This window comes from Streptomyces microflavus (assembly GCF_014650075.1).
GTDB classification, from domain to species: domain Bacteria; phylum Actinomycetota; class Actinomycetes; order Streptomycetales; family Streptomycetaceae; genus Streptomyces; species Streptomyces microflavus.
Map to the genome: position 1 here is coordinate 376,217 of NZ_BMUG01000010.1, position 19,470 is coordinate 395,686.

The window sequence follows — 19,470 nt, forward strand, 5'->3', positions numbered from 1 at the left end:
GTCAGGCGGGTACGACATCCACGGCCGTCGGGGCGCATTGCGCGGCGTGCATCGGCATCTCGGTCAGACCCGGGTAGTAGATGTGCAGACTGACGGCCGGTTCGAGCGAGTCGTTGACCACTTCGTGGACGTAACCGGGGGCGAAGGCGCGCTGCGTCCCGGCACCGAGCGACTGGCTCCCGCGCTCGGTGTGCTCGGTCAACTCGCCCTCCAGGACCGTCAGTACCCCGGCGGAGCGGCCGTGGTCGTGGCGCCCGCTGCCCTGTCCGGGCACCCAGCTGAGGAGCCACACCTCGTAGCCGGGCCCCGTCTGGAGCCGGTGGTACCAGCGGGTGGTGGTGTCGTACCGGACGAGTCCGGCCCAGCGCGCACGGTCGGCCGCGATGGAGCGGGCGAGGCCGACGAACTCGGAGACGGTGGAGGGATGCTCGCGGGCGGGCTGCAGGAGGTGCTGGACCTCAAGGATGTCGCCGGCGATCTGAAGGTCGCTGTCGCTGTTCATGGGGTGCGGTGGTTCCTCGGCATGGGGGGTGCACGTGCGGGGGAGTCGCTTGAAGCATCGGCAGCCGCGGCAGAGCTACGGGGAAGCCGGAAAAGCAGGAGGAAAGAGCAAGAAGCTGGACTCAGAGCTGGAGCACTACGGCATCAACAGCTGTGACAGCTGGAACAGCAACAGCGGGCCTGGACAGCGCTGCGGAACCCACGGACGTGGGTGACGTGCATCGCTGCGATCGCTGACATGAGATCAAGGAGACCGGCTGAATCGCTCCCTGTCAACCCGATGACCGATATGGGGGCAATGTTTCACCCCTTCCGGTTGTCGCGCGAGGAGAAAGGTTTGTTCACCTGTAAGCGCGGAGACATGGCGCATCATCCGCACCCTTAAACGCGGCTGAGGGTCCGTGACCTGACTGTGATCTTGGTCGCTACAGTGATCGAATCGCAACGTAAGGGCGCGCCTGATCGTCTTGATCAGGAGAAGACGCATCAGGGGCGGCGCCGGTGGCATATGTCAGGTTTTTGGTGATTTCAACACTTTCCGCATACGCTTGGTTCCGCAGAGTGAATCCCTGGGCCAATAGCAGATCCTCGCTTGACTGGCTTGGAGATACACACTTGTAATTTCACTCGTGTCGTTCGGCCGCAATCAGTAACGGCCGCATCACGGGACGCAAGAGACAGACGAGGGGCGCACATGACCGAGCTGTTCCAGCAACTGCTGGTCGAGGACGCGGACGAGGAACTCGGCTGGCAGGAGCGCGCACTGTGCGCCCAGACCGATCCCGAGTCCTTCTTTCCTGAGAAGGGCGGATCCACCCGCGAGGCCAAGAAGGTCTGTCTCGCCTGTGAGGTGCGTTCGGAATGCCTTGAGTACGCCCTGGCCAATGACGAACGCTTCGGCATCTGGGGCGGGCTCTCCGAGAGAGAACGACGGCGCCTCAAGAAGGCAGCGATCTAGGCGATCCACAGGTGCCCTGCCGACCGCAGGGACACCCCCCGCACTTCCCCCACCCGACTACCTCCCCGCGCGTCCCCGGCAGCCCTTTCCCGAGCAGGGCTCCTCAAGGACCAGGCGCACGCACCGACGGCCCGTCGTCCATCGCCCCCTCCCGGGGGGAGCGGACGCCGGGCCGTCGGCATGTCCACGACCGTCGTGCGCCCGGCCCCGCACCCTCTGCGCGTCGGGCCCCGCACCCTCCCACCCCGGCCTTCCCCGCCCCTTCACCCGCTCGGGGCCACCGCCAGGTATCCGTACCGTTAGTGTGGGGCCCCGTCCGAGATGCGCCAACGCCCCGCCGGGGCGCGCGTGTACACCGATGCAGCCCCCGGGGATACGCCCCCGGACCCGGCCGGAGGGCCCGTACCTCGATGTCCGTGCACAGCCACTCGGCGGCGCCGAACGCGGCCGCCGCCGCCCCAGAGTTCCCCCGGCACGTCGTCACCGCCGTGCTCGTCTCCCACGACGGAGCGCGCTGGCTGCCCGACGTGCTGGCCGGGCTGCTCGGGCAGGAACGCCCCGTACAGAACGTCGTCGCCGCCGACACCGGCAGCGCCGACGACTCCGCCCGGCTGGTCACCGAGGCGCTCGGCGGCGACCGCGTCCTGCACCTCGCCCGCCGTACGAGCTTCGGCACCGCCGTCGACGAGGCGGTCCGCACCGCCGGGCCACTGACCCCCGACGACCTGCCCTACCTCAAGCGCCCCGGCGGCTGGGACCCCGTCACCCGGGCCTGGGTCGACGAGAACTACGACCTGCCGGAACTGCCGCACGGCGAACCGGTCCAGTGGCTCTGGCTGCTCCACGACGACTGCGCGCCCGAACCGGACGCGCTCGCCGAGATGCTGCGCGTCGTGGACACCGACAAGCACGCCACGATCGTCGGGCCCAAGCTGCGCGGCTGGTACGACCGCAAGCAGCTCCTCGAAGTCGGCGTCTCCATCGCCAACAGCGGCCGCCGCTGGACCGGCCTGGACCGCCGCGAGCAGGACCAGGGCCAGCACGACCAGGTCCGCACCGTCCTCTCCGTCTCCTCCGCCGGCATGCTCATCCGCCGCGACGTCTACGAGGAGCTCGGCGGCTTCGACCGCAGCCTCCCCCTGATGCGTGACGACGTCGACCTGTGCTGGCGCGCCCACCTCGCCGGGCACCGGGTCCTCGTCGCCCCGGACGCCGTCCTGCGCCACGCCGAGGCATCCGCCCGCGAGCGCCGCCCCATCGACTGCGCCGGCCGCTCGGTCGTCGGCCCGCACCGCGTCGACAAGGCGGGCGCGGTCTACACGATGCTCGTCAACGCACGCGCCAAAGCCCTGCCCTGGGTCCTGCTCCGGCTCGTCGTCGGCACCCTGCTCCGTACGCTCGCCTACCTCGTCGGCAAGGTCCCGGGACAGGCGCTCGACGAGGTCACCGGCCTCCTGGGCACCCTGCTGCGGCCCGGCCGCATCCTCGCCGCCCGCCGCGCCCGCGGAAAGGGCGTGGTCGACGCGGCCGAACTGCGCGCGCTCTTCCCGCCGCCGGGCGCCACCGTCCGGGCCACCGTCGACCAGGTCGCGGGCAACTTCGGCGGCCGGGGCGAGGCCGAATCGGGCGGTTCACGGCACGGCGCCGTCGAGTCCGGCCCCGGCGGCGACGACGCGGACTTCCTCGAAGTCGACCAGTTCGCGCGGCTCAAGCGGATCGGCCGCAAGCCCGGCCCCGTCCTCTTCGTCCTGCTGCTCGTGGTCTCCCTCATCGCCTGCCGCAACCTGCTCACCGGCGGCTCCCTGGCGGGCGGCGCCCTGCTGCCCGCCCCCGCGGAGGCCGGAGAGCTCTGGGGCCGGTACGCGGACGCCTGGCACACCATCTCCACCGGCTCCACCGAGACCGCCCCGCCCTACCTGGCGCTGCTCGCCGCCCTGGCGGCCCTCTTCCTGGGCTCCACCGGCTTCGCCGTCGCCGCGATCCTGGTCTGCTCGGTCCCGCTGGCCGGGCTCACCGCGTACTTCGCCTCCCGGCCGCTGCTCCCCTCGCGGCTGCTGCGGGCCTGGGCGAGCATCGCGTACGCCTTCCTGCCCGCCGCGACCGGCGCCCTGGCCACCGGCCGCCTCGGCACCGCCGTCCTGCTCGTCCTGCTCCCGCTGATCGCCCGCGCCGCCGTCGCCGCCCACGGTCTCCGCAACGGCCCCGGCGCGGACGCGGCGCGCGGCAGCTGGCGCGCGACCTGGGCGTACGCCCTGCTCCTCACCGTCACCACCGCGTTCACCCCCATCGTCTGGCCGCTCGCCGTGGTGCTCGGCCTCGGCGTGCTCGCGCTGCGCCGCCACGACATCACGGCGTACGGGCTCCGCTTCCTCGCCGCCGTCGGCACCCCGATGCTGGCTCTGGCCCCGTGGTCGCTCACGCTCCTCACCGACCCGTCCGCGTTCCTGCGGGAAGCCGGCCTGGACATCGGTACGGGGACGGCTTCGGCGCTCGACCTGCTCGGGATCAGCCCCGGAGGCCCCAACGCGGCGGGCGGCCTCCTGCTGCTCGGCATCGTGCTGGCGGCCCTCGCGGCCCTGCTGCGCGGCGAGCGCCAGTTCGCCGTCCGCACGGCCTGGGCCACCGCCCTCGTCGGCCTGCTCTTCGCGGCACTCGCCAACGGCTCGACCTGGGCCGGACCCGCCACCCTCGTCTACGGCGCCGCCCTGATCGCCGCCGCACTCGTCGGCGCCGACGGAGCCCGGATCCGGGTCGCCGAGCAGAGCTTCGGCTGGCGCCAGCCCGTCGCCGCCCTGATCGCCCTGGCCGCCGGCCTCGCCCCCGTCCTCGCCGCCTTCGGCTGGATGGTCGGCGGGGCGGACGGCCCCCTGGAGCGCCGCGACCCCGTACAGGTGCCCGCGTTCGTGGCCGAGGAGAGCTCGACCCGCGACCAGGCACGCACCCTGGTCCTCGGCGGCACCTCGCCCGAGTCCGTCTCGTACAGCCTGGTCCGCGGCTCCGGCGCGCGCCTCGGCGACGGCGAACTGACCGAGGCGGCGGGCAGCAACAGCCAGCTCGACAAGGTCGTCGCCAACCTGGTCGCGGGCTCCGGCGCCGACCAGGGCGGCCAGCTCGGCAACTTCGCCATCCGTTACGTCCTCGTACGCGACGGGGCACCGCGCCAGATGAGCCGGGTCCTCGACACGACCCCCGGCATCAGCCGCCTCAGCCAGCTGGACGGCAGCGCCCTGTGGCGGGTGGACCGGCAGGTGGCCCGCGTGATGGTGGTCCCGGCCGGCGGTGAGGGCGAGCGCGTTCCGGTCGGCTCCGGGCCCGTCGAGGCCCACTCCAAGATCCCGGCGGGCGACGAGGGCCGCATCCTGCGGATCGCCGACGAGGCCGCACCGGGCTGGCAGGCCACGATCGACGGAAAGCCGCTGACCCGCGTGACCGTCGACGGCTGGGCCCAGGGCTTCGAACTGCCCGCGGGCGGCGGCCGCCTGGACCTCACCTACGACGCCCCGTTCACCCACACCGTCTGGCTCTGGGCGCAGGGCGCGCTCGCCCTGGTCCTGGTGGTCATGGCCCTGCCCGGCCGCCGCCGGGAGATCGACGACGACCTGCCCGAGGAGGCGCTCGCCGTCGCGGCGGACGCGGCCGACGGCGACGGCCGCCGCGCCCGCAGGCTCCGCGCCGCGGCCGAGGCGGAGGCGATGGCCGCCGAGGCGGCCGGGACGACCGAGGACGGCTACCCGGCCGACGCCCCCGGCGACTTCCCGCCACCGCCGCCCGCCGCACCTCCGGCGGCACCGCCGTCCGCCCCGGCGACAGCCCAGGCGGAAGAGGCCGGTCCGGTTCCGGTTCCGGGTCCGGTTCCGGGTTCGGTTCCGGGCTCGGGGGAGTACATCCCCGACCAGCAGAGCACCGACCCGTACGCCGAGAACGGCGGCTACGCCCCGCAGCCCGGCTACGACCCGCAGGACACCACGGGCGGCTACGCGGCGCTCCCGCAGCAGCAGGGTTACGGGGAGTGGGACGGCCGGCAGTACCAGGCCGCCGACCAGCAGGCCGCAGCCCCGTACCAGCAGGGCGACTACGCCGCGTACCAGCAGGACCCGTACACCCAGCAGAACACCGGCTACTCCTCCGCCTACCCGGACCAGGGCGGCTACGGCCCCCAGGACCCGTACGGACAGCAGCAACAGCAACAGCAGCAGTACGGCGGCGAGGGCGACGGCCAGTACAGCCCCGGCCAGTACGACCAGCAGGGCCAGTACGAGCAACAGGGCCGGCAGAGCCAGTACGACCAGTACGGCCGGTACACCGGCGAGCAGCCCCCGTACGCCGCCCCCGACCGGCACCCCGCCGAGAACGCCGGGAACGGCGAGAACGGCGAGCAGCCCGACATCCCCGCCCCGGGCGAGACCCCGTGGCAGACCCGTAACGCATCGCGAGGCGAGTCCGAGTGAAGTCCACCCACCTGTCCCTCATCGCGGGCACCGTCGCCCTGGCCGCCATCACCGGCTTCGCCACGCTGAACGCCCCCGGAGGACCGGCCGCCGCGGAGGCCGGATCCGCCTCCTCTCTGCCGGTCGAACGCTCCAGCCTGGTCTGCCCGGCGCCCAGCACCTCCGACCTCGCGGAGACGCAGTACACCTCGTACACCCCGCCCGGAAGCGAGACCGCGAAGGGCGGGGGCGCGAAGGGCGAGGGCGCGGAAGGCACCGCCGAGCTGAAGCCGGCCCTGCCGGTCCTCGACGACGACGAGGTCGAGACCGACCCGAAGAAGATCAAGAAGGCCGAGGAGGCCGCGAAGAAGGCGAAGGCCCAGGCGGACAAGCCGGTCCTCGCCGTGAAGGAGCCCGGAACGCCGGTCCTCGCCGAGGCGGACGGCTCCGCCGCCCCGGCCCTCGTCGGCACGGCCACCGGCAGACTCGCCCCCGGCTGGGCCGCCCAGCAGACCACCACGGTCACCGCGGGCGGCGCCCGGGGCCTCCTCGGGGTCAGCTGCACCGCCCCCGACACGGACTTCTGGTTCCCGGGCGTCAGCACCGCGCGCTCGCGCCAGGACTACGTCCACCTGACCAACCCCGACGACAGCGCGGCCGTGGCCGACATCGAGCTGTTCGGCGCCAAGGGAGCGGTCACGTCCGAGGTCGGCGACGGCATCACCGTGCCCGCCCGCTCCAGCGTCGCCCTCCTGCTCTCCACCCTCACCGACGAGGCCGTCAACGACCTGACGGCCCACGTCACCACCCGCTCCGGCCGGGTCGGCGGGGTCGTCCTGACCGCCGACGACGGCTCGGGCGCCGACTGGCTCACGGCCGCGGCGGACCCCTCCGGAACCCTGGTGATGCCCGGCATCCCGGCCGACGCCACCTCCGTACAGCTGGTGGCGTTCGCGCCCGGCGAGAACGACGCGGACGTGAAGGTCCAGCTGATGGGGAAGAACACGACGTTCGCCCCGGCGGGGAACGACACCCTCCACATCAAGTCCGGGATGACCGCGACGATCGATCTGAAGGACATCACCCGGGGCGAACCGGGCTCGCTGCGCCTGACCCCCGTGGAGAAGAACCGGGCGACCCCGATCGTGGCCGCCCTGCGCGTGGTCCGGGGCACCGGCGCCAAGCAGGAGATCGCCTACATCCCGGCCACCGGACCGGTGGGCGCCCGGGCGAGCGTCACCGACAACCGGGCCAAGGGCTCCACGCTCTCCCTGGCGGCCCCGGCCGCCACGGCGAAGGTGAAGGTCACCACGTCGGCGGGGAGCGGCGGCGGCGAACCGGCCGTGGAGACGTACACCGTCAAGGCCGGTACGACGACGGCGATCACCCCGAAGCCCCCGGCCGGCCTGAAGGGCGCGTACGCGCTGACCGTCGAGACGGTGTCGGGCGGCCCGGTGCACGCGTCACGGGCGCTGGTCCTGCCGGAGGGCGGCGTCCAGATGTTCACGATCCAGACGCTGCCGGACGACGGGGGCACGGTCGTGGTGCCGTCGGCGCGACAGGACCTGTCGGTACTGGACGACTGAACGGGCCCGTCGGGCCACTGCCGGCACACCGCTACGGCCGGCATCACGGGGCTACGGGCGGCGTCACCGGCACGGGGCCGGCGGCCTAGTCCTGCCCGTACCGCGGGTCGACGGACTCCGGGGCCAGCCCCAGCAGCTCGGCTACCTGCTCGACGACGACCTCGTGGACCAGGAGGGCCCGTTCGTCGCGGTTCTTGCTGCGGATCTCGACGGGCCGCCGGTAGACGACGATCTGTGCGGGCCGCCCCTTGGCCGCCGGTACGGCGGTGCCGAGCGGAACGCTCTCCTCCAGGTCGCCGGGCACGTCCAGGACGACGAAGTCGACCTCGGCCAGCTGGGGCCAGCGCCGCTCCAGCCGCTCCACCGAGTCCTGGACCAGATCACGGAAGACCTCGCCCCGGCTGGCCGACAGCGGCACCTGAGGTGGCGCGACCGGCCCCCGCATACCGCGGCCATGACGGTCGCGGCGCCGGGGCCGCGGCTCGAACGGGTGGGGGGGAGGTACGGAGCTGTCCATCACCGACGCAGCGTAACGCTCCCCGGGACGGCCTGATCGTGCCGAGGACACGGCCGGTGAAGGGTTCCCCCGCCCGGAACACAAGGGCTGTCCACCAGGCCGCCCACCAGGCCGTCCACCCCCCTGTCCGTAGTTGAACATTCAGGCCAAGGTTGAGCCCGTTTCAGGCCCCTGATCCGATCATCGACGGGGTGCGGGACGCGGGTATCCGCCCCGGCGCACAACCGCCGGAGCCCCACGGCGCACAGCGCCCTCCCGTCGAGACGCAGGTCAGGACGGTTGCCGGTGGCGGGGGTGGGGCCAGAAGCACAGGGCGACACGGTGGGGGGAGCCGGGGGAGAGTCGTCGCAGCCCGCTCAAGAGTGCGGTACCGTCCAACATCGTGAGCCCTGTACGTCGCTGTTCGCGCACCGCGTGCGGCCGCCCTGCCGTCGCGACACTGACGTACGTCTATGCCGACTCGACTGCGGTCCTCGGCCCGCTCGCCACCTACGCCGAGCCCCACTGCTACGACCTCTGTGCCGAGCACAGTGAGCGGCTGACCGCGCCACGCGGCTGGGAGGTCGTGCGCCTCTCCGACGGCTCCGCACCGGCGCACCCGAGCGGTGACGATCTCGAAGCGCTGGCCAACGCGGTACGGGAAGCGGCCCGTCCGCACGACCGGGGCCCGGACGGCGGGGGCAGGGGCCCGCGCTCCGCGGACCCGGTGGAAGTCGCCCGCCGGGGCCACCTGAGGGTGCTGCGCTCCCCCGACTCCTGAGACCGACTCTTAAGGCATTACGTTGGGCCCTCCGTAAACACCAGGAGGACCGGCCGTGGTTGCTGATCTGTCGCAGCTCGTGAAGGCGTACGACGTGCGTGGCGTGGTGCCCGACCAGTGGGACGAGTCGCTGGCCGAACTGTTCGGAGCCGCGTTCGTCCAGGTCACGGCAGCCGACGCGATCGTGATCGGCCACGACATGCGCCCCACGTCGCCGGGGTTGTCCGGTGCCTTCGCCCGGGGCGCGGCGGCCCGGGGCGCGGACGTCACGCTCATCGGCCTCTGCTCGACGGACCAGCTGTACTACGCGTCCGGGGCGCTGGACCTGCCGGGCGCGATGTTCACGGCCTCGCACAACCCCGCGCAGTACAACGGCATCAAGATGTGCCGGGCGGGGGCGGCGCCGGTGGGCCAGGACACGGGCCTGAGGGAGATCCGCACGCTGGTGGAACAGTGGTCGGAAGGCGCCCCGCAGCCCCCCGCGTCCGCCACCCCCGGCACGATCACGGAACGGGACACCCTCACCGATTACGCGTCCCACCTCCTGGCCCTGGTCGACCTCACATCCATCCGCCCCCTGAAGGTCGTGGTCGACGCGGGCAACGGCATGGGCGGCCACACGGTCCCCACGGTCTTCGAGGGCCTCCCGCTCGACGTGGTCCCCCTCTACTTCGACCTGGACGGCACGTTCCCCAACCACGAGGCCAACCCCCTCGACCCGAAGAACATCGTCGACCTCCAGGCCCGCGTCCTCGCCGAGGGCGCCGACCTCGGCCTCGCCTTCGACGGCGACGCGGACCGCTGCTTCGTCGTCGACGAACGGGGTGCGGGAGTCTCCCCCTCCGCGATCACCGCCCTCGTCGCCGCCCGCGAACTGGCCCGCAACGGCGGCAAGGGCATCGTCATCCACAACCTGATCACCTCCTGGTCGGTCCCCGAGGTGGTCCGCGAGAACGGCGGCACGCCGGTCCGCACCCGGGTCGGCCACTCCTTCATCAAGACGGAGATGGCGGAGCACGGCGCGATCTTCGGCGGAGAGCACTCGGCGCACTACTACTTCCGCGACTTCTGGAACGCCGACACGGGCATGCTCGCCGCCCTCCACGTCCTCGCCGCACTCGGCGGCCAGCCCGGCCCCCTGTCGGAACTCGTCGCCGCCTACGACCGCTACGCCGGCTCCGGCGAGATCAACTCCACGGTCGCCGACCAGACCGCCAGCCTGGCCACGATCAGGGCGGCCTACGGCAACCGCGACGACATCACCTTCGACGACCTGGACGGCCTGACGGTCACGTCCACGGACTGGTGGTTCAACCTCCGGGCCTCGAACACGGAACCGCTGCTGCGCCTGAACGTGGAGGCGAGGGACGGGGCGACGATGGAGGCGGTACGGGACGAGGTGCTGGGCCTGATCAGGAGCTGAGGGCGGGGCTGCTCCGAGATTTCAGCCTGGGGCCGGGCCACCGGACCCTGCCTGCCCCCTCTAGGCTCCGCCTCCACCCCACCCCGTTCCCCTCACTCCCGGGCCCCGCCATTCCAGCCCCTCCGGCGTTTGAGGAGCGGGGTCCGGGGCGGAGCCCCGGTTTCGGGAAGGGGCGGGTAGGGGAAAGGCCCGCCGCAGGCGCCCCCACCCCCCTGCCACCACCGCCACCTGGCCCCGGCCCCCTGCCCCCGCCGCGCGCCACCCACCCAACGGCCACCCCCACCCCCCCACCGCCCCATCCCCCGATCCCCACCCCCGGCCGGGCCGCGCCCCCGTCCCCCCAGCGGTAGGCTGACGACGCCTGATCCACGTGAATCAGAAATCGCACCGCTCGAAGGGACCCACCCCATGCCGCTCGAAGCCGGCCTCCTGGAGATCCTGGCCTGCCCGGCCTGTCACTCCCCGCTCGACGACCGCACCGCGGCCGACAGCCCGGAGCTGGTCTGCACCGGCGCCGACTGCGGCCTGGCCTACCCGGTCCGCGACGGCATCCCGGTCCTGCTCGTCGACGAGGCCCGCCGCCCCGCCTGACCGCGAGCGAAGCGCGTACGGGCACGTCCCCGCGCGGCACCGCCGGACCGGACCGGACAGGGCGCACCCCGGCACAGGGCCCCCGCACCCCACCCCCGTACCCGCCCCGGCACCCCCGCCACCGACCCCCGCACCCGCACCCCGCACCCCCGCCCGGTGATCGGAGGCCCACCGCCATGCTCGACGAGTCCTTGCTCGACGCCCCGGAAGCCCTGGCCAGGGCCGACCGCCGCGACCTGCTCCGCGGCGCCGCCGAGGCAGGTGCCCGGGTCCGTACCGCCACCCGGCACGCCGCCGAGGCCGGCATCGGCGGCCTGAACCCGGAGGGCCGCCCCCGCGCCGTCCTCGTCGCCGGCCCCGGCACCGCCGCATCCGGCGTCGCCGACCTGATCGGCGCGCTGGCGGGCGCGGCAGCCCCCGTGACCCGGATCCACCCCACGGGCGTCGCCCCCGCCCCGGGCGCCCTGCGCTGGACGCTGCCCGGCTGGGCCGGCTCCGTGGACCTCCTCCTCATCGTGACCGCCGACGGCTCGGAGCCCGGCCTGGCCCTCCTCGCCGAGCAGGCGTACCGCCGCGGCTGCACCGTGGTCGCCGTCGCCCCCACCCGCTCCCCGCTGCGCGAGGCGGTCGACGGGGTGCACGGCCTGGTCGTCCCGATGGCGGCCGCCCCGCACGGCGAGTACGACGCGGAGACCTCCGCCGCCGGCCCCGGCACCCTGTGGGCCCTGCTCACCCCGCTGCTGGCGCTGCTCGACCGGGTGGGCCTGGTGACGGCGCCCGCCGAGGAGCTGCAGAAGGTGGCCGACCGCCTGGACCGCACCGCGGAACGCTGCGGCCCGGCCATCGCCACGTACAGCAACCCGGCCAAGACGCTCGCCGCCGAACTCGCGGACAGCCTGCCGCTGCTGTGGACGGAGGGCGCTGCCGCAGGCCCGGTCGGCCGCCGCTTCGCCGCCGTACTGTCCGAGCTCGCCGGCCGCCCCGCCCTGGCCGCGGAACTGCCCGAGGCGCTGCCCTCGCACGGCACCCTCCTCGCCGGGGATTTCGCGGCCGGAGCCGACCCCGACGACTTCTTCCGCGACCGGGTCGACGAAGGAGAAACGCTGAGAGCCAGGGTCGTCCTGCTCCGGGACCGCCCCACGGGCGGCCTCAGCGCCTACCCGGCGGCCCGCGAGCTGGCACTCGGCCACGACACACCGGTCAGCGAACTGGAACCGGAGGAGGGCAGCGCGCTGGAGACCCTCGCCGAACTGCTCGCGATCACGGACTTCGCGGCGGTCTACCTGTCGTTGGCCTCGGCCCCCCAGCCCTGACACCCACGCCAGACGCATCCCCCGGCGCGAGGCCACCCGCCCCTCACCCTCCGGCCACCCCACGGACGCCAGGACCTCACGCACCACTGATCCCCCTGGTGGCACACGCACCCCTCCCGCCCCACCTCATCCCGCCCCACCAGCCCCACCCGAGGACGACTCCATGGACCGCCTGTCCAACACCGTGCGCCCCTACGCCTGGGGCTCCACCACGGCCATTCCCGCCCTGCTCGGCATCGCTCCCACCGGCGAACCGCAGGCCGAGATGTGGATGGGCGCCCACCCCGGAGCGCCATCGCGCATCAGCCGCACCGCCCCGGCGGGCGAGACGGAACTCGCGCTCACCGAGGCCATCGACGCAGATCCGGAAGGCGAGCTCGGCGCCGCCACCGTCGCCCGCTTCGGCCCCCGCCTCCCCTTCCTCCTCAAGCTGCTCGCGGCCGGAGCCCCCCTCTCCCTCCAGGTCCACCCCGACCTGGACCAGGCGCGCAAGGGGTACGAGGACGAGGAGGCCCGGGGCGTCCCGATCGACGCCCCCCACCGCACGTACAAGGACGCGAACCACAAGCCCGAGCTGATCTGCGCCCTCACCCCCTTCGACGGCCTCTGCGGCTTCCGCAGGCCCACCGAGGCGGCGGACGCGATGGAGGCCCTCGGCGTCGACTCACTGAAGCCGTACGTGGACCTGCTGCGCGCCCACCCCGAGGAGGCCGCCCTCCGCGAGGTGCTCACGGCGATCCTCAGCGCCGACCCGGCGGAGATGGCCGACACCGTTGCCGAGGCGGCGGTCGCCGCGGAACGCCTCGGCGGCGCCCACGCCCCGTACGCCCGCATCGCCCACAACTACCCCGGCGACCCCGGCGTCCTCGCGGCGATGCTCCTGAACTACGTACGACTCCAGCCCGGAGAGGCCCTGTTCCTCGGCGCCGGCGTCCCGCACGCCTACCTCGACGGCCTCGGCGTCGAGATCATGGCCAACTCGGACAACGTCCTGCGCTGCGGCCTCACCCCCAAGCACATCGACGTCCCCGAACTCCTGCGCATCGTCCGCTTCGAAGCCACCGAACCCGGCGTACTGCGCCCCGAGGCGTCACCCTCCGGCGAAGAGCGTTATGAGACGCCCGTCGACGAGTTCGTCCTGTCCCGCTACACGCTCGCGTCCGGCGCCGCGCCCGCCGAACTGACCGCCCCCACCCCCCAGATCCTCCTCTGCACCGCAGGCGCCGTCCGGGTCGGCGAACTCGGCCTGACCCCGGGGCAGTCCGTCTACGTACCGGTCGGCGAAGCGGTGGAAGCCGCCGGATCGGGCACACTCTTCCGTGCCACTGTGGCGGCCTGACACACCGTCCCTCTCCGTGGCTGCAACAATGTGCCGCCGCAGCGCGGCAGCACCTGCCGTACACCGAGGAAGGGACACCACGCACACATGAGCGCGTCAGGCGGAACCAAGGCGATCGTGGCGGCACTCGTCGCCAACCTCTCGATCGCCGTGGCCAAATTCGTAGCGTTCCTCTTCAGTGGTTCCTCGTCGATGCTCGCGGAGAGCGTCCACTCGCTCGCCGACTCGGGCAACCAGGGCCTCCTGCTGCTCGGCGGCAAGAAGGCCAAGCGAGAAGCCACCCCGGAGCACCCGTTCGGCTACGGGCGCGAGCGCTACATCTACGCGTTCCTCGTCTCCATCGTGCTCTTCTCGGTCGGTGGCATGTTCGCGGTCTACGAGGGCTACGAGAAGATCAAGCACCCGCACGAGATCACGGCCTGGTACTGGCCGGTCGGCGTCCTGATCTTCGCGATCATCGCCGAGATCTTCTCCTTCCGTACGGCGATCAAGGAGTCCAACCAGACGCGCGGCAACCGCTCCTGGACCGAGTTCGTCCGCCGCTCCAAGGCCCCCGAGCTCCCGGTCGTCCTCCTTGAGGACCTCGGCGCCCTCGTCGGCCTTGTGCTCGCCCTCGGAGGCGTCGGCCTCGCACTGGCCACCGGCAACGGCGTCTGGGACGGCATCGGGACCCTCTGCATCGGCATCCTGCTGATCGTCATCGCGATCATCCTCGCCGTCGAGACGAAGTCCCTCCTGCTCGGGGAGTCGGCCGGCCTCGAAGAGGTCGAGAAGATCAAGGCGGCCGTGGTCGACGGTGACACCGTCACCGGCATTATCCACATGCGCACCCTCCACCTCGGCCCCGAGGAACTGCTGGTCGCCGCCAAGATCGCGGTCCGGCACGACGAGACCGCGACCGAGATCGCCAACGCGATCAACGCCGCCGAGAACCGGATCCGCGAGGCCGTCCCGATCGCCCGGGTCATCTACCTGGAGCCGGACATCTTCAACGCGGAAGCCGCCGCGGCCGGCACCACCCCGGGCGACCCGTCCGGTGCCCCGGCTCCAGCTCCGGCCCCGGACCCGGCCCCGGCTCCGAAGGATCTCGGCCACTGACCCATCGCACACCGGCCCCGATCGGCCCGGTGACCCCTCACACACGCCCGGCTCCACGAACGGGATGGGGCTCACTGGGCCGTTCGGTGTAGATTCGGATACGGAACAGACGTCGCTGCTGATGGCGGTCGACCGGCCCGCAGACGCGAGCCGGGCGAGGGACAGAGGGCCTCCGACGGACTGCACTGCGAACGCTCGGGCATTCGTGTGCCCGTCGCCGCAGAGTCAGCCCAGACAGCCCACCTCGACCCATCACGAGGAGCAGCCCGTTATGACGACGGTCGCCAATCGCCAGGACTTCAAGGTCGCCGACCTCTCCCTCGCCGCCTTCGGCCGCAAGGAGATCACCCTCGCCGAGCACGAGATGCCCGGCCTGATGTCCATCCGCAAGGAGTTCGCCGCCGCCCAGCCGCTGGCCGGTGCACGGGTCACCGGCTCGCTGCACATGACCGTGCAGACGGCCGTGCTCATCGAGACCCTCGTGGCCCTCGGTGCCGAGGTCCGCTGGGCCTCCTGCAACATCTTCTCCACCCAGGACCACGCCGCCGCGGCCATCGCCGTCGGTCCGAACGGCACCCCGGAGGCCCCCGCGGGCGTCCCGGTCTTCGCCTGGAAGGGCGAGACGCTGGAGGAGTACTGGTGGTGCACGGAGCAGGCGCTGACCTGGCCGAACACCCCCACCGGTGGTCCGAACATGATCCTGGACGACGGTGGCGACGCCACCCTCCTCGTCCACAAGGGCGTCGAGTTCGAGAAGGCCGGCGCGGCCCCGGACCCGTCGACGGCGGACAGCGAGGAGTACGCCTACATCCTCACCCTGCTGAACCGCACCCTCGGCGAGTCCCCGCAGAAGTGGACCCAGCTGGCGTCCGAGATCCGTGGCGTGACGGAGGAGACCACCACCGGCGTCCACCGTCTCTACGAGATGCACCGCGACGGCACCCTCCTGTTCCCCGCGATCAACGTGAACGACGCGGTCACCAAGTCGAAGTTCGACAACAAGTACGGCTGCCGCCACTCCCTGATCGACGGCATCAACCGCGCCACCGACGTCCTGATCGGCGGCAAGACCGCCGTCGTCTGCGGCTACGGCGACGTCGGCAAGGGCTGCGCGGAATCCCTCCGTGGCCAGGGCGCCCGAGTGATCATCACGGAGATCGACCCGATCTGCGCCCTCCAGGCGGCGATGGACGGCTACCAGGTCGCCACCCTCGACGACGTGGTGGAGCAGGCCGACATCTTCATCACCACGACGGGCAACAAGGACATCATCATGGCCTCGGACATGGCCAGGATGAAGCACCAGGCGATCGTCGGGAACATCGGCCACTTCGACAACGAGATCGACATGGCCGGCCTGGCCGCCATCGACGGGATCGTCAAGGACGAGGTCAAGCCCCAGGTCCACACCTGGAAGTTCCCCGACGGCAAGGTCCTCATCGTGCTCTCCGAGGGCCGTCTGCTGAACCTGGGCAACGCCACCGGCCACCCCTCGTTCGTGATGTCCAACAGCTTCGCCGACCAGACCCTCGCGCAGATCGAGCTGTTCACGAAGCCCGAGGAGTACCCGACCGACGTCTACGTGCTGCCCAAGCACCTGGACGAGAAGGTCGCCCGTCTCCACCTCGACGCCCTCGGCGTCAGGCTCACGACACTCCGCCCCGAGCAGGCGTCGTACATCGGTGTCGAGGTAGAGGGCCCGTACAAGCCCGACCACTACCGCTACTGATCCCGCCGCTGACGCCGCTACCTCTCCAGCCCCAGCGCCGGCTCCAGGACCGGTAGCGCACGTCAGCAGCGCGTAGCGAGCAGCAGCTACGAGACAGGCCCCCGCACCCCCGTGTCGGGGGCCTGTCCCGTTACCGCCCCCGCACAGCCAGAGGAACCCGAAGGACCCCATGCCCCGCGGCAGGTATTCGCTCCACGATCTCCACGACCACACCCCCCTCGGTGAAGAACACTTCCACTGCGCCCCCGGCCCCTCGGGCTGGCGCTACGTCTCCCAGACCACGTCCCCATCGGGCGACCACCTGGGCTCCGTCGACCTGGCCCTGGACGAACTGGGCCGGCCGATCCGCCTCGAACTCCACTCCGCGAGCTGGCAGGTACGGGGAGCCGCCCTGGAAGGCGTCACCTGGGTCCGCACCGACCCCACCGGCACTCACGCCACCGAAGGCAACGTCCGCGCCCACGCCTTCTCCGGAACATCCCCCGCGTTCCTCGTCGCCCTGACCCGGCTCCTGCGTCTCACCCCCGATTCCCCCGAGACCCGCGTCCGCGTGGTCACCTTCACGGACCCGGTCCTCGCACCCCGTACCAACGACCAGTCCTGGGCTCTGGTGAACAGTGAAGCGCACGCCACTGACAACGGCCCCCTGATTGTGGACACATACCAGGTCAGCGCCCTGGACACGGGGGATCAGCACACCGTTCACATCGCCGGGGACGTCGTCCTCGCGGCCCCGGGCATCGAGCTGGAGCACCTGGAGACGCCGCCGTCCCCCCGCACCTCCGAGCACTCCGGCTAACCGGGCGGAGCGAACCCCGCAGAGGACGCTCCCGCCCCCTCCTGCCCCGTCCCGTGACCAGGACGCGGCCCGCCGGCAGCACCGCTTCCATCGGCGACAGGACCGGCAGGCGCGGCAAACCCCGCGGACCCGGGAAACACAGTCGGAGCGGGTGGAGCGGGTGGAGCGGAGGACGCGTTCCGCGCCCCGGCGAACACCCGCCGGGCATCGCGCGCCTGCCGTTCATGAACCACCGCGGCCAGGAACGCCGCCGCCGGGACCCCCTGCGGCGGGGCGATCCCCGTCCGCGTCACGAGCTCGTCGGCCAGCCGCCCGGCGATCGAACCGCCGACACCGGGATCCAGCTGGTGCATCCGCGTCAGGTACTGCCGTATCGCGAGCCAGAGCTCGTCCGGCACGGCGGACAGATCCAGTTGCGAGAACCGGCCGACCAGCCACGGCGGGGGAGGCGGCACGGCAACCGACCGCTTGGCCGCCACCCGCTCCCGGATGACCAGCGTCCCCGCGAAGACATCACCGAGCCGACGCCCGCGTGCCGACACCAGCGACGCGATGGAGGCCACGACCCCGAACGTCATCAGGATCTCCACGGCCCCCATCGCCCCCCGCACGAGCGCGTGCCGGAACCGGATCGGCCCGCCGTCGTCCCGCACCACACGCAGCCCGCAGGCCAGCTTCCCGAGGGAACGGCCATGGCTCAGCGTCTCCACCGCGATCGGCCCACCTATCAGCACGAGCAGGAACAAGGCGACCGTGATGGCCGCGACGGCTGCTTCGTCCAACGTGACGGAGGCGATCGCCACCATGACCGAGACCAGCATGAAGACGCAGAAGACCACCGCCAGATCGATAGCCGCCGCCAGAGCCCGGCTCGGCAGCCTCGCCGGCCTCAGCCCCAGGACAACCGCGTCCCCGGTCACCAACTCGCTCATCGCGCCCCCACTCTTCCCCGACCTTCTCTGCCCCCGGCCGCACCCAGTCTGCCAAGCTGACCCGCAGCGCGCCGCAGTAGTACGGCCCGTACGCACCCATGCCTGGAGCAACAGCCGCCCATGGACCTCGACGTCTTCGTCACCGCCCACCGCACGGAGTGGGACCGCCTCGACCACCTCCTGCGCCGAGGGCGCAGCCTGACGGGCGCGGAGGCGGACGAACTCGTCGTCCTCTATCAGCGCACGGCCACCCACCTCTCGCTGATCCAGTCGACCACCCCCGACCCGCTGCTCACCGCCCGCCTCACCCAGCTCGTGGCCCGCGCCAGGGCCACGGTCACGGGCACCCGCAAGGCCTCCTGGCGGGACGCGGCCCGCTTTCTCACGGCGGGATTCCCCGCGGCGGTCTACCGCTCGCGTCACTGGTGGGTCCCCACGGCGGTGCTGTCCACAGTGGTGGCCGCACTCCTGGGCTGGTGGATCGGCACCCACCCCGAGGTCCAGGCGGCGATAGCCGCCCCGGAAGACCTCCGGGCCATGACCCGGCCCGGCGGGGAGTACGAGACCTACTACTCCAGCCACCCGGCCGCATCGTTCGCCGCGCAGGTATGGACGAACAACGCGCAGGCGGCCGCGATGTGCCTGGTGCTGGGCGCGTTCCTCTGCCTGCCGGTGATCTGGATCCTCTTCCTCAACATGCTCAACCTCGGTGTCGGCATAGGCCTGATGTCCTCCGCAGGCCGCCTGGACGTCTTCCTCGGTCTGGTCCTTCCGCACGGCCTGCTCGAACTGACCGCGGTGTTCGTGGCAGCCGGTACGGGGCTCCGCCTCGGCTGGACGGTGATCGACCCCGGCCCCCTCTCTCGCCGGACCGCCCTCGCCCAGCAGGGCCGCGCCGCACTGGGCATGGCCATAGGCCTGGCCCTGGTGCTGTTCGTCTCCGGCGTCATTGAAGGCTTCGTGACCCCCTCAGGCCTTCCGACCTGGGCCCGGATCACCATCGGCATCGCCGCTGAACTGGCCTTCCTCGCTTACGTCTACATCCTGGGCCGCCGCGCGGTACGAGCCGGCGACATCGGCGACCTCACAGCGGTCGAACGCAGCGCCGAGCTTCCCTCCGCCGCCTGACCACCGGTGTGCGTCGGCCCCCGCTGAGCTGCTAGTCTCCTCTTCGCCCGCAAAAAACCGTTGACACGGTCGATGCGGGGAGGTAGATTTAAACGGTTGCCTCGAACTAGACAGGTTCGAGTGAAGCGCGTAGTATCTATCTCGCTCGTACCGGGAAGTTCGTATATCCCGCAGAGCCAAATGATTCCCTTTATTTCGAAGATGCAGACCGTTCATTCGGCCGACACGCTTCTGATAAAGTCGGATCCGCCGAAAGGCAAGGCCACTCCACAGGCCACCGGAAATCGAATTCGGACCGGAAACGGAACGAAAAAGAGTCTGGTAAAGTTGGAACCGCCGGAAAGGGAAAACGCGAAAGCGAAGAACCTC

At 72.0% G+C, this 19,470-nt stretch carries 16 protein-coding genes; 13 read left to right on the forward strand and 3 right to left on the reverse strand.

Features of this window, described 5'->3' with window-relative positions; genetic code table 11:
- Window position 1: 1 nt before the first annotated feature.
- Window positions 2-502, reverse strand: coding sequence for a cysteine dioxygenase (locus IE264_RS28625; protein WP_015608938.1), 501 nt, complete (start codon window positions 500-502; stop codon window positions 2-4).
- 693 nt (window positions 503-1,195) lie between these two features.
- Here IE264_RS28625 and IE264_RS28630 point away from each other — a divergent pair.
- The 3 genes from IE264_RS28630 (at window position 1,196) to IE264_RS28640 (ending at window position 7,472) form a co-directional block, all read left to right on the forward strand.
- Window positions 1,196-1,459 (forward strand): WhiB family transcriptional regulator, encoded by a 264-nt coding sequence (locus IE264_RS28630; RefSeq protein WP_014046372.1) that lies wholly within the window; start codon window positions 1,196-1,198, stop codon window positions 1,457-1,459.
- 410 nt (window positions 1,460-1,869) lie between these two features.
- Window positions 1,870-5,907, forward strand: coding sequence for a glycosyltransferase (locus IE264_RS28635; RefSeq protein WP_032757328.1), 4,038 nt, complete (start codon window positions 1,870-1,872; stop codon window positions 5,905-5,907).
- Complete coding sequence (locus tag IE264_RS28640; RefSeq protein WP_015608936.1) at window positions 5,904-7,472, forward strand: DUF5719 family protein; 1,569 nt, start codon at window positions 5,904-5,906, stop codon at window positions 7,470-7,472. The genes IE264_RS28635 and IE264_RS28640 overlap by 4 nt, the downstream gene beginning before the upstream one ends.
- A gap of 85 nt (window positions 7,473-7,557) precedes the next feature.
- Here IE264_RS28640 and IE264_RS28645 read toward each other — a convergent pair whose 3' ends face one another.
- A complete protein-coding gene (locus tag IE264_RS28645) occupies window positions 7,558-7,917 on the reverse strand; it encodes a metallopeptidase family protein (protein WP_015608935.1) in 360 nt (119 codons plus the stop codon).
- 454 nt (window positions 7,918-8,371) lie between these two features.
- On the opposite strand from IE264_RS28645, the gene IE264_RS28650 reads away from it, so the two are divergent.
- From IE264_RS28650 to IE264_RS28685, 8 genes are all read left to right on the forward strand, one after another.
- Window positions 8,372-8,749: a DUF3499 domain-containing protein gene (locus IE264_RS28650; RefSeq protein ID WP_015608934.1), complete on the forward strand. Its 378-nt coding sequence runs from the start codon at window positions 8,372-8,374 to the stop codon at window positions 8,747-8,749.
- A gap of 55 nt (window positions 8,750-8,804) precedes the next feature.
- On the forward strand, window positions 8,805-10,172 hold the full coding sequence (locus IE264_RS28655; RefSeq protein WP_032757330.1) for a phosphomannomutase/phosphoglucomutase: 1,368 nt from the start codon (window positions 8,805-8,807) through the stop codon (window positions 10,170-10,172).
- A gap of 408 nt (window positions 10,173-10,580) precedes the next feature.
- The gene (locus IE264_RS28660) at window positions 10,581-10,763 is read left to right on the forward strand and encodes a Trm112 family protein (protein WP_015608932.1); all 183 of its coding nucleotides are present in this window, start codon (window positions 10,581-10,583) and stop codon (window positions 10,761-10,763) included.
- 176 nt (window positions 10,764-10,939) lie between these two features.
- Window positions 10,940-12,076 (forward strand): SIS domain-containing protein, encoded by a 1,137-nt coding sequence (locus IE264_RS28665; RefSeq protein WP_032761015.1) that lies wholly within the window; start codon window positions 10,940-10,942, stop codon window positions 12,074-12,076.
- A gap of 163 nt (window positions 12,077-12,239) precedes the next feature.
- On the forward strand, window positions 12,240-13,415 hold the full coding sequence (manA, locus tag IE264_RS28670; RefSeq protein ID WP_032761018.1) for a mannose-6-phosphate isomerase, class I: 1,176 nt from the start codon (window positions 12,240-12,242) through the stop codon (window positions 13,413-13,415).
- An 87-nt stretch (window positions 13,416-13,502) separates the two neighbouring features.
- Window positions 13,503-14,513 (forward strand): cation diffusion facilitator family transporter, encoded by a 1,011-nt coding sequence (locus IE264_RS28675; RefSeq protein WP_051822099.1) that lies wholly within the window; start codon window positions 13,503-13,505, stop codon window positions 14,511-14,513.
- A 271-nt stretch (window positions 14,514-14,784) separates the two neighbouring features.
- Window positions 14,785-16,242, forward strand: coding sequence for an adenosylhomocysteinase (ahcY, locus tag IE264_RS28680; RefSeq protein ID WP_015608928.1), 1,458 nt, complete (start codon window positions 14,785-14,787; stop codon window positions 16,240-16,242).
- 169 nt (window positions 16,243-16,411) lie between these two features.
- Complete coding sequence (locus IE264_RS28685) at window positions 16,412-17,041, forward strand: hypothetical protein (RefSeq protein ID WP_032761021.1); 630 nt, start codon at window positions 16,412-16,414, stop codon at window positions 17,039-17,041.
- Here IE264_RS28685 and IE264_RS28690 read toward each other — a convergent pair.
- The gene (locus IE264_RS28690) at window positions 17,038-17,973 is read right to left on the reverse strand and encodes an RDD family protein (protein WP_032761023.1); all 936 of its coding nucleotides are present in this window, start codon (window positions 17,971-17,973) and stop codon (window positions 17,038-17,040) included. The two genes, IE264_RS28685 and IE264_RS28690, sit on opposite strands and share 4 nt — an antisense overlap.
- Before the next feature lie 120 nt (window positions 17,974-18,093).
- Between IE264_RS28690 and IE264_RS28695 the strand changes: the two genes are divergently transcribed.
- Together IE264_RS28695 and IE264_RS38170 are read left to right on the forward strand one after the other, a co-directional pair.
- Window positions 18,094-19,101, forward strand: coding sequence for a stage II sporulation protein M (locus IE264_RS28695; RefSeq protein ID WP_015608925.1), 1,008 nt, complete (start codon window positions 18,094-18,096; stop codon window positions 19,099-19,101).
- 120 nt (window positions 19,102-19,221) lie between these two features.
- A partial coding sequence (locus tag IE264_RS38170) for a hypothetical protein (protein WP_229887820.1) occupies window positions 19,222-19,470 on the forward strand: 249 nt, incomplete at its 3' end.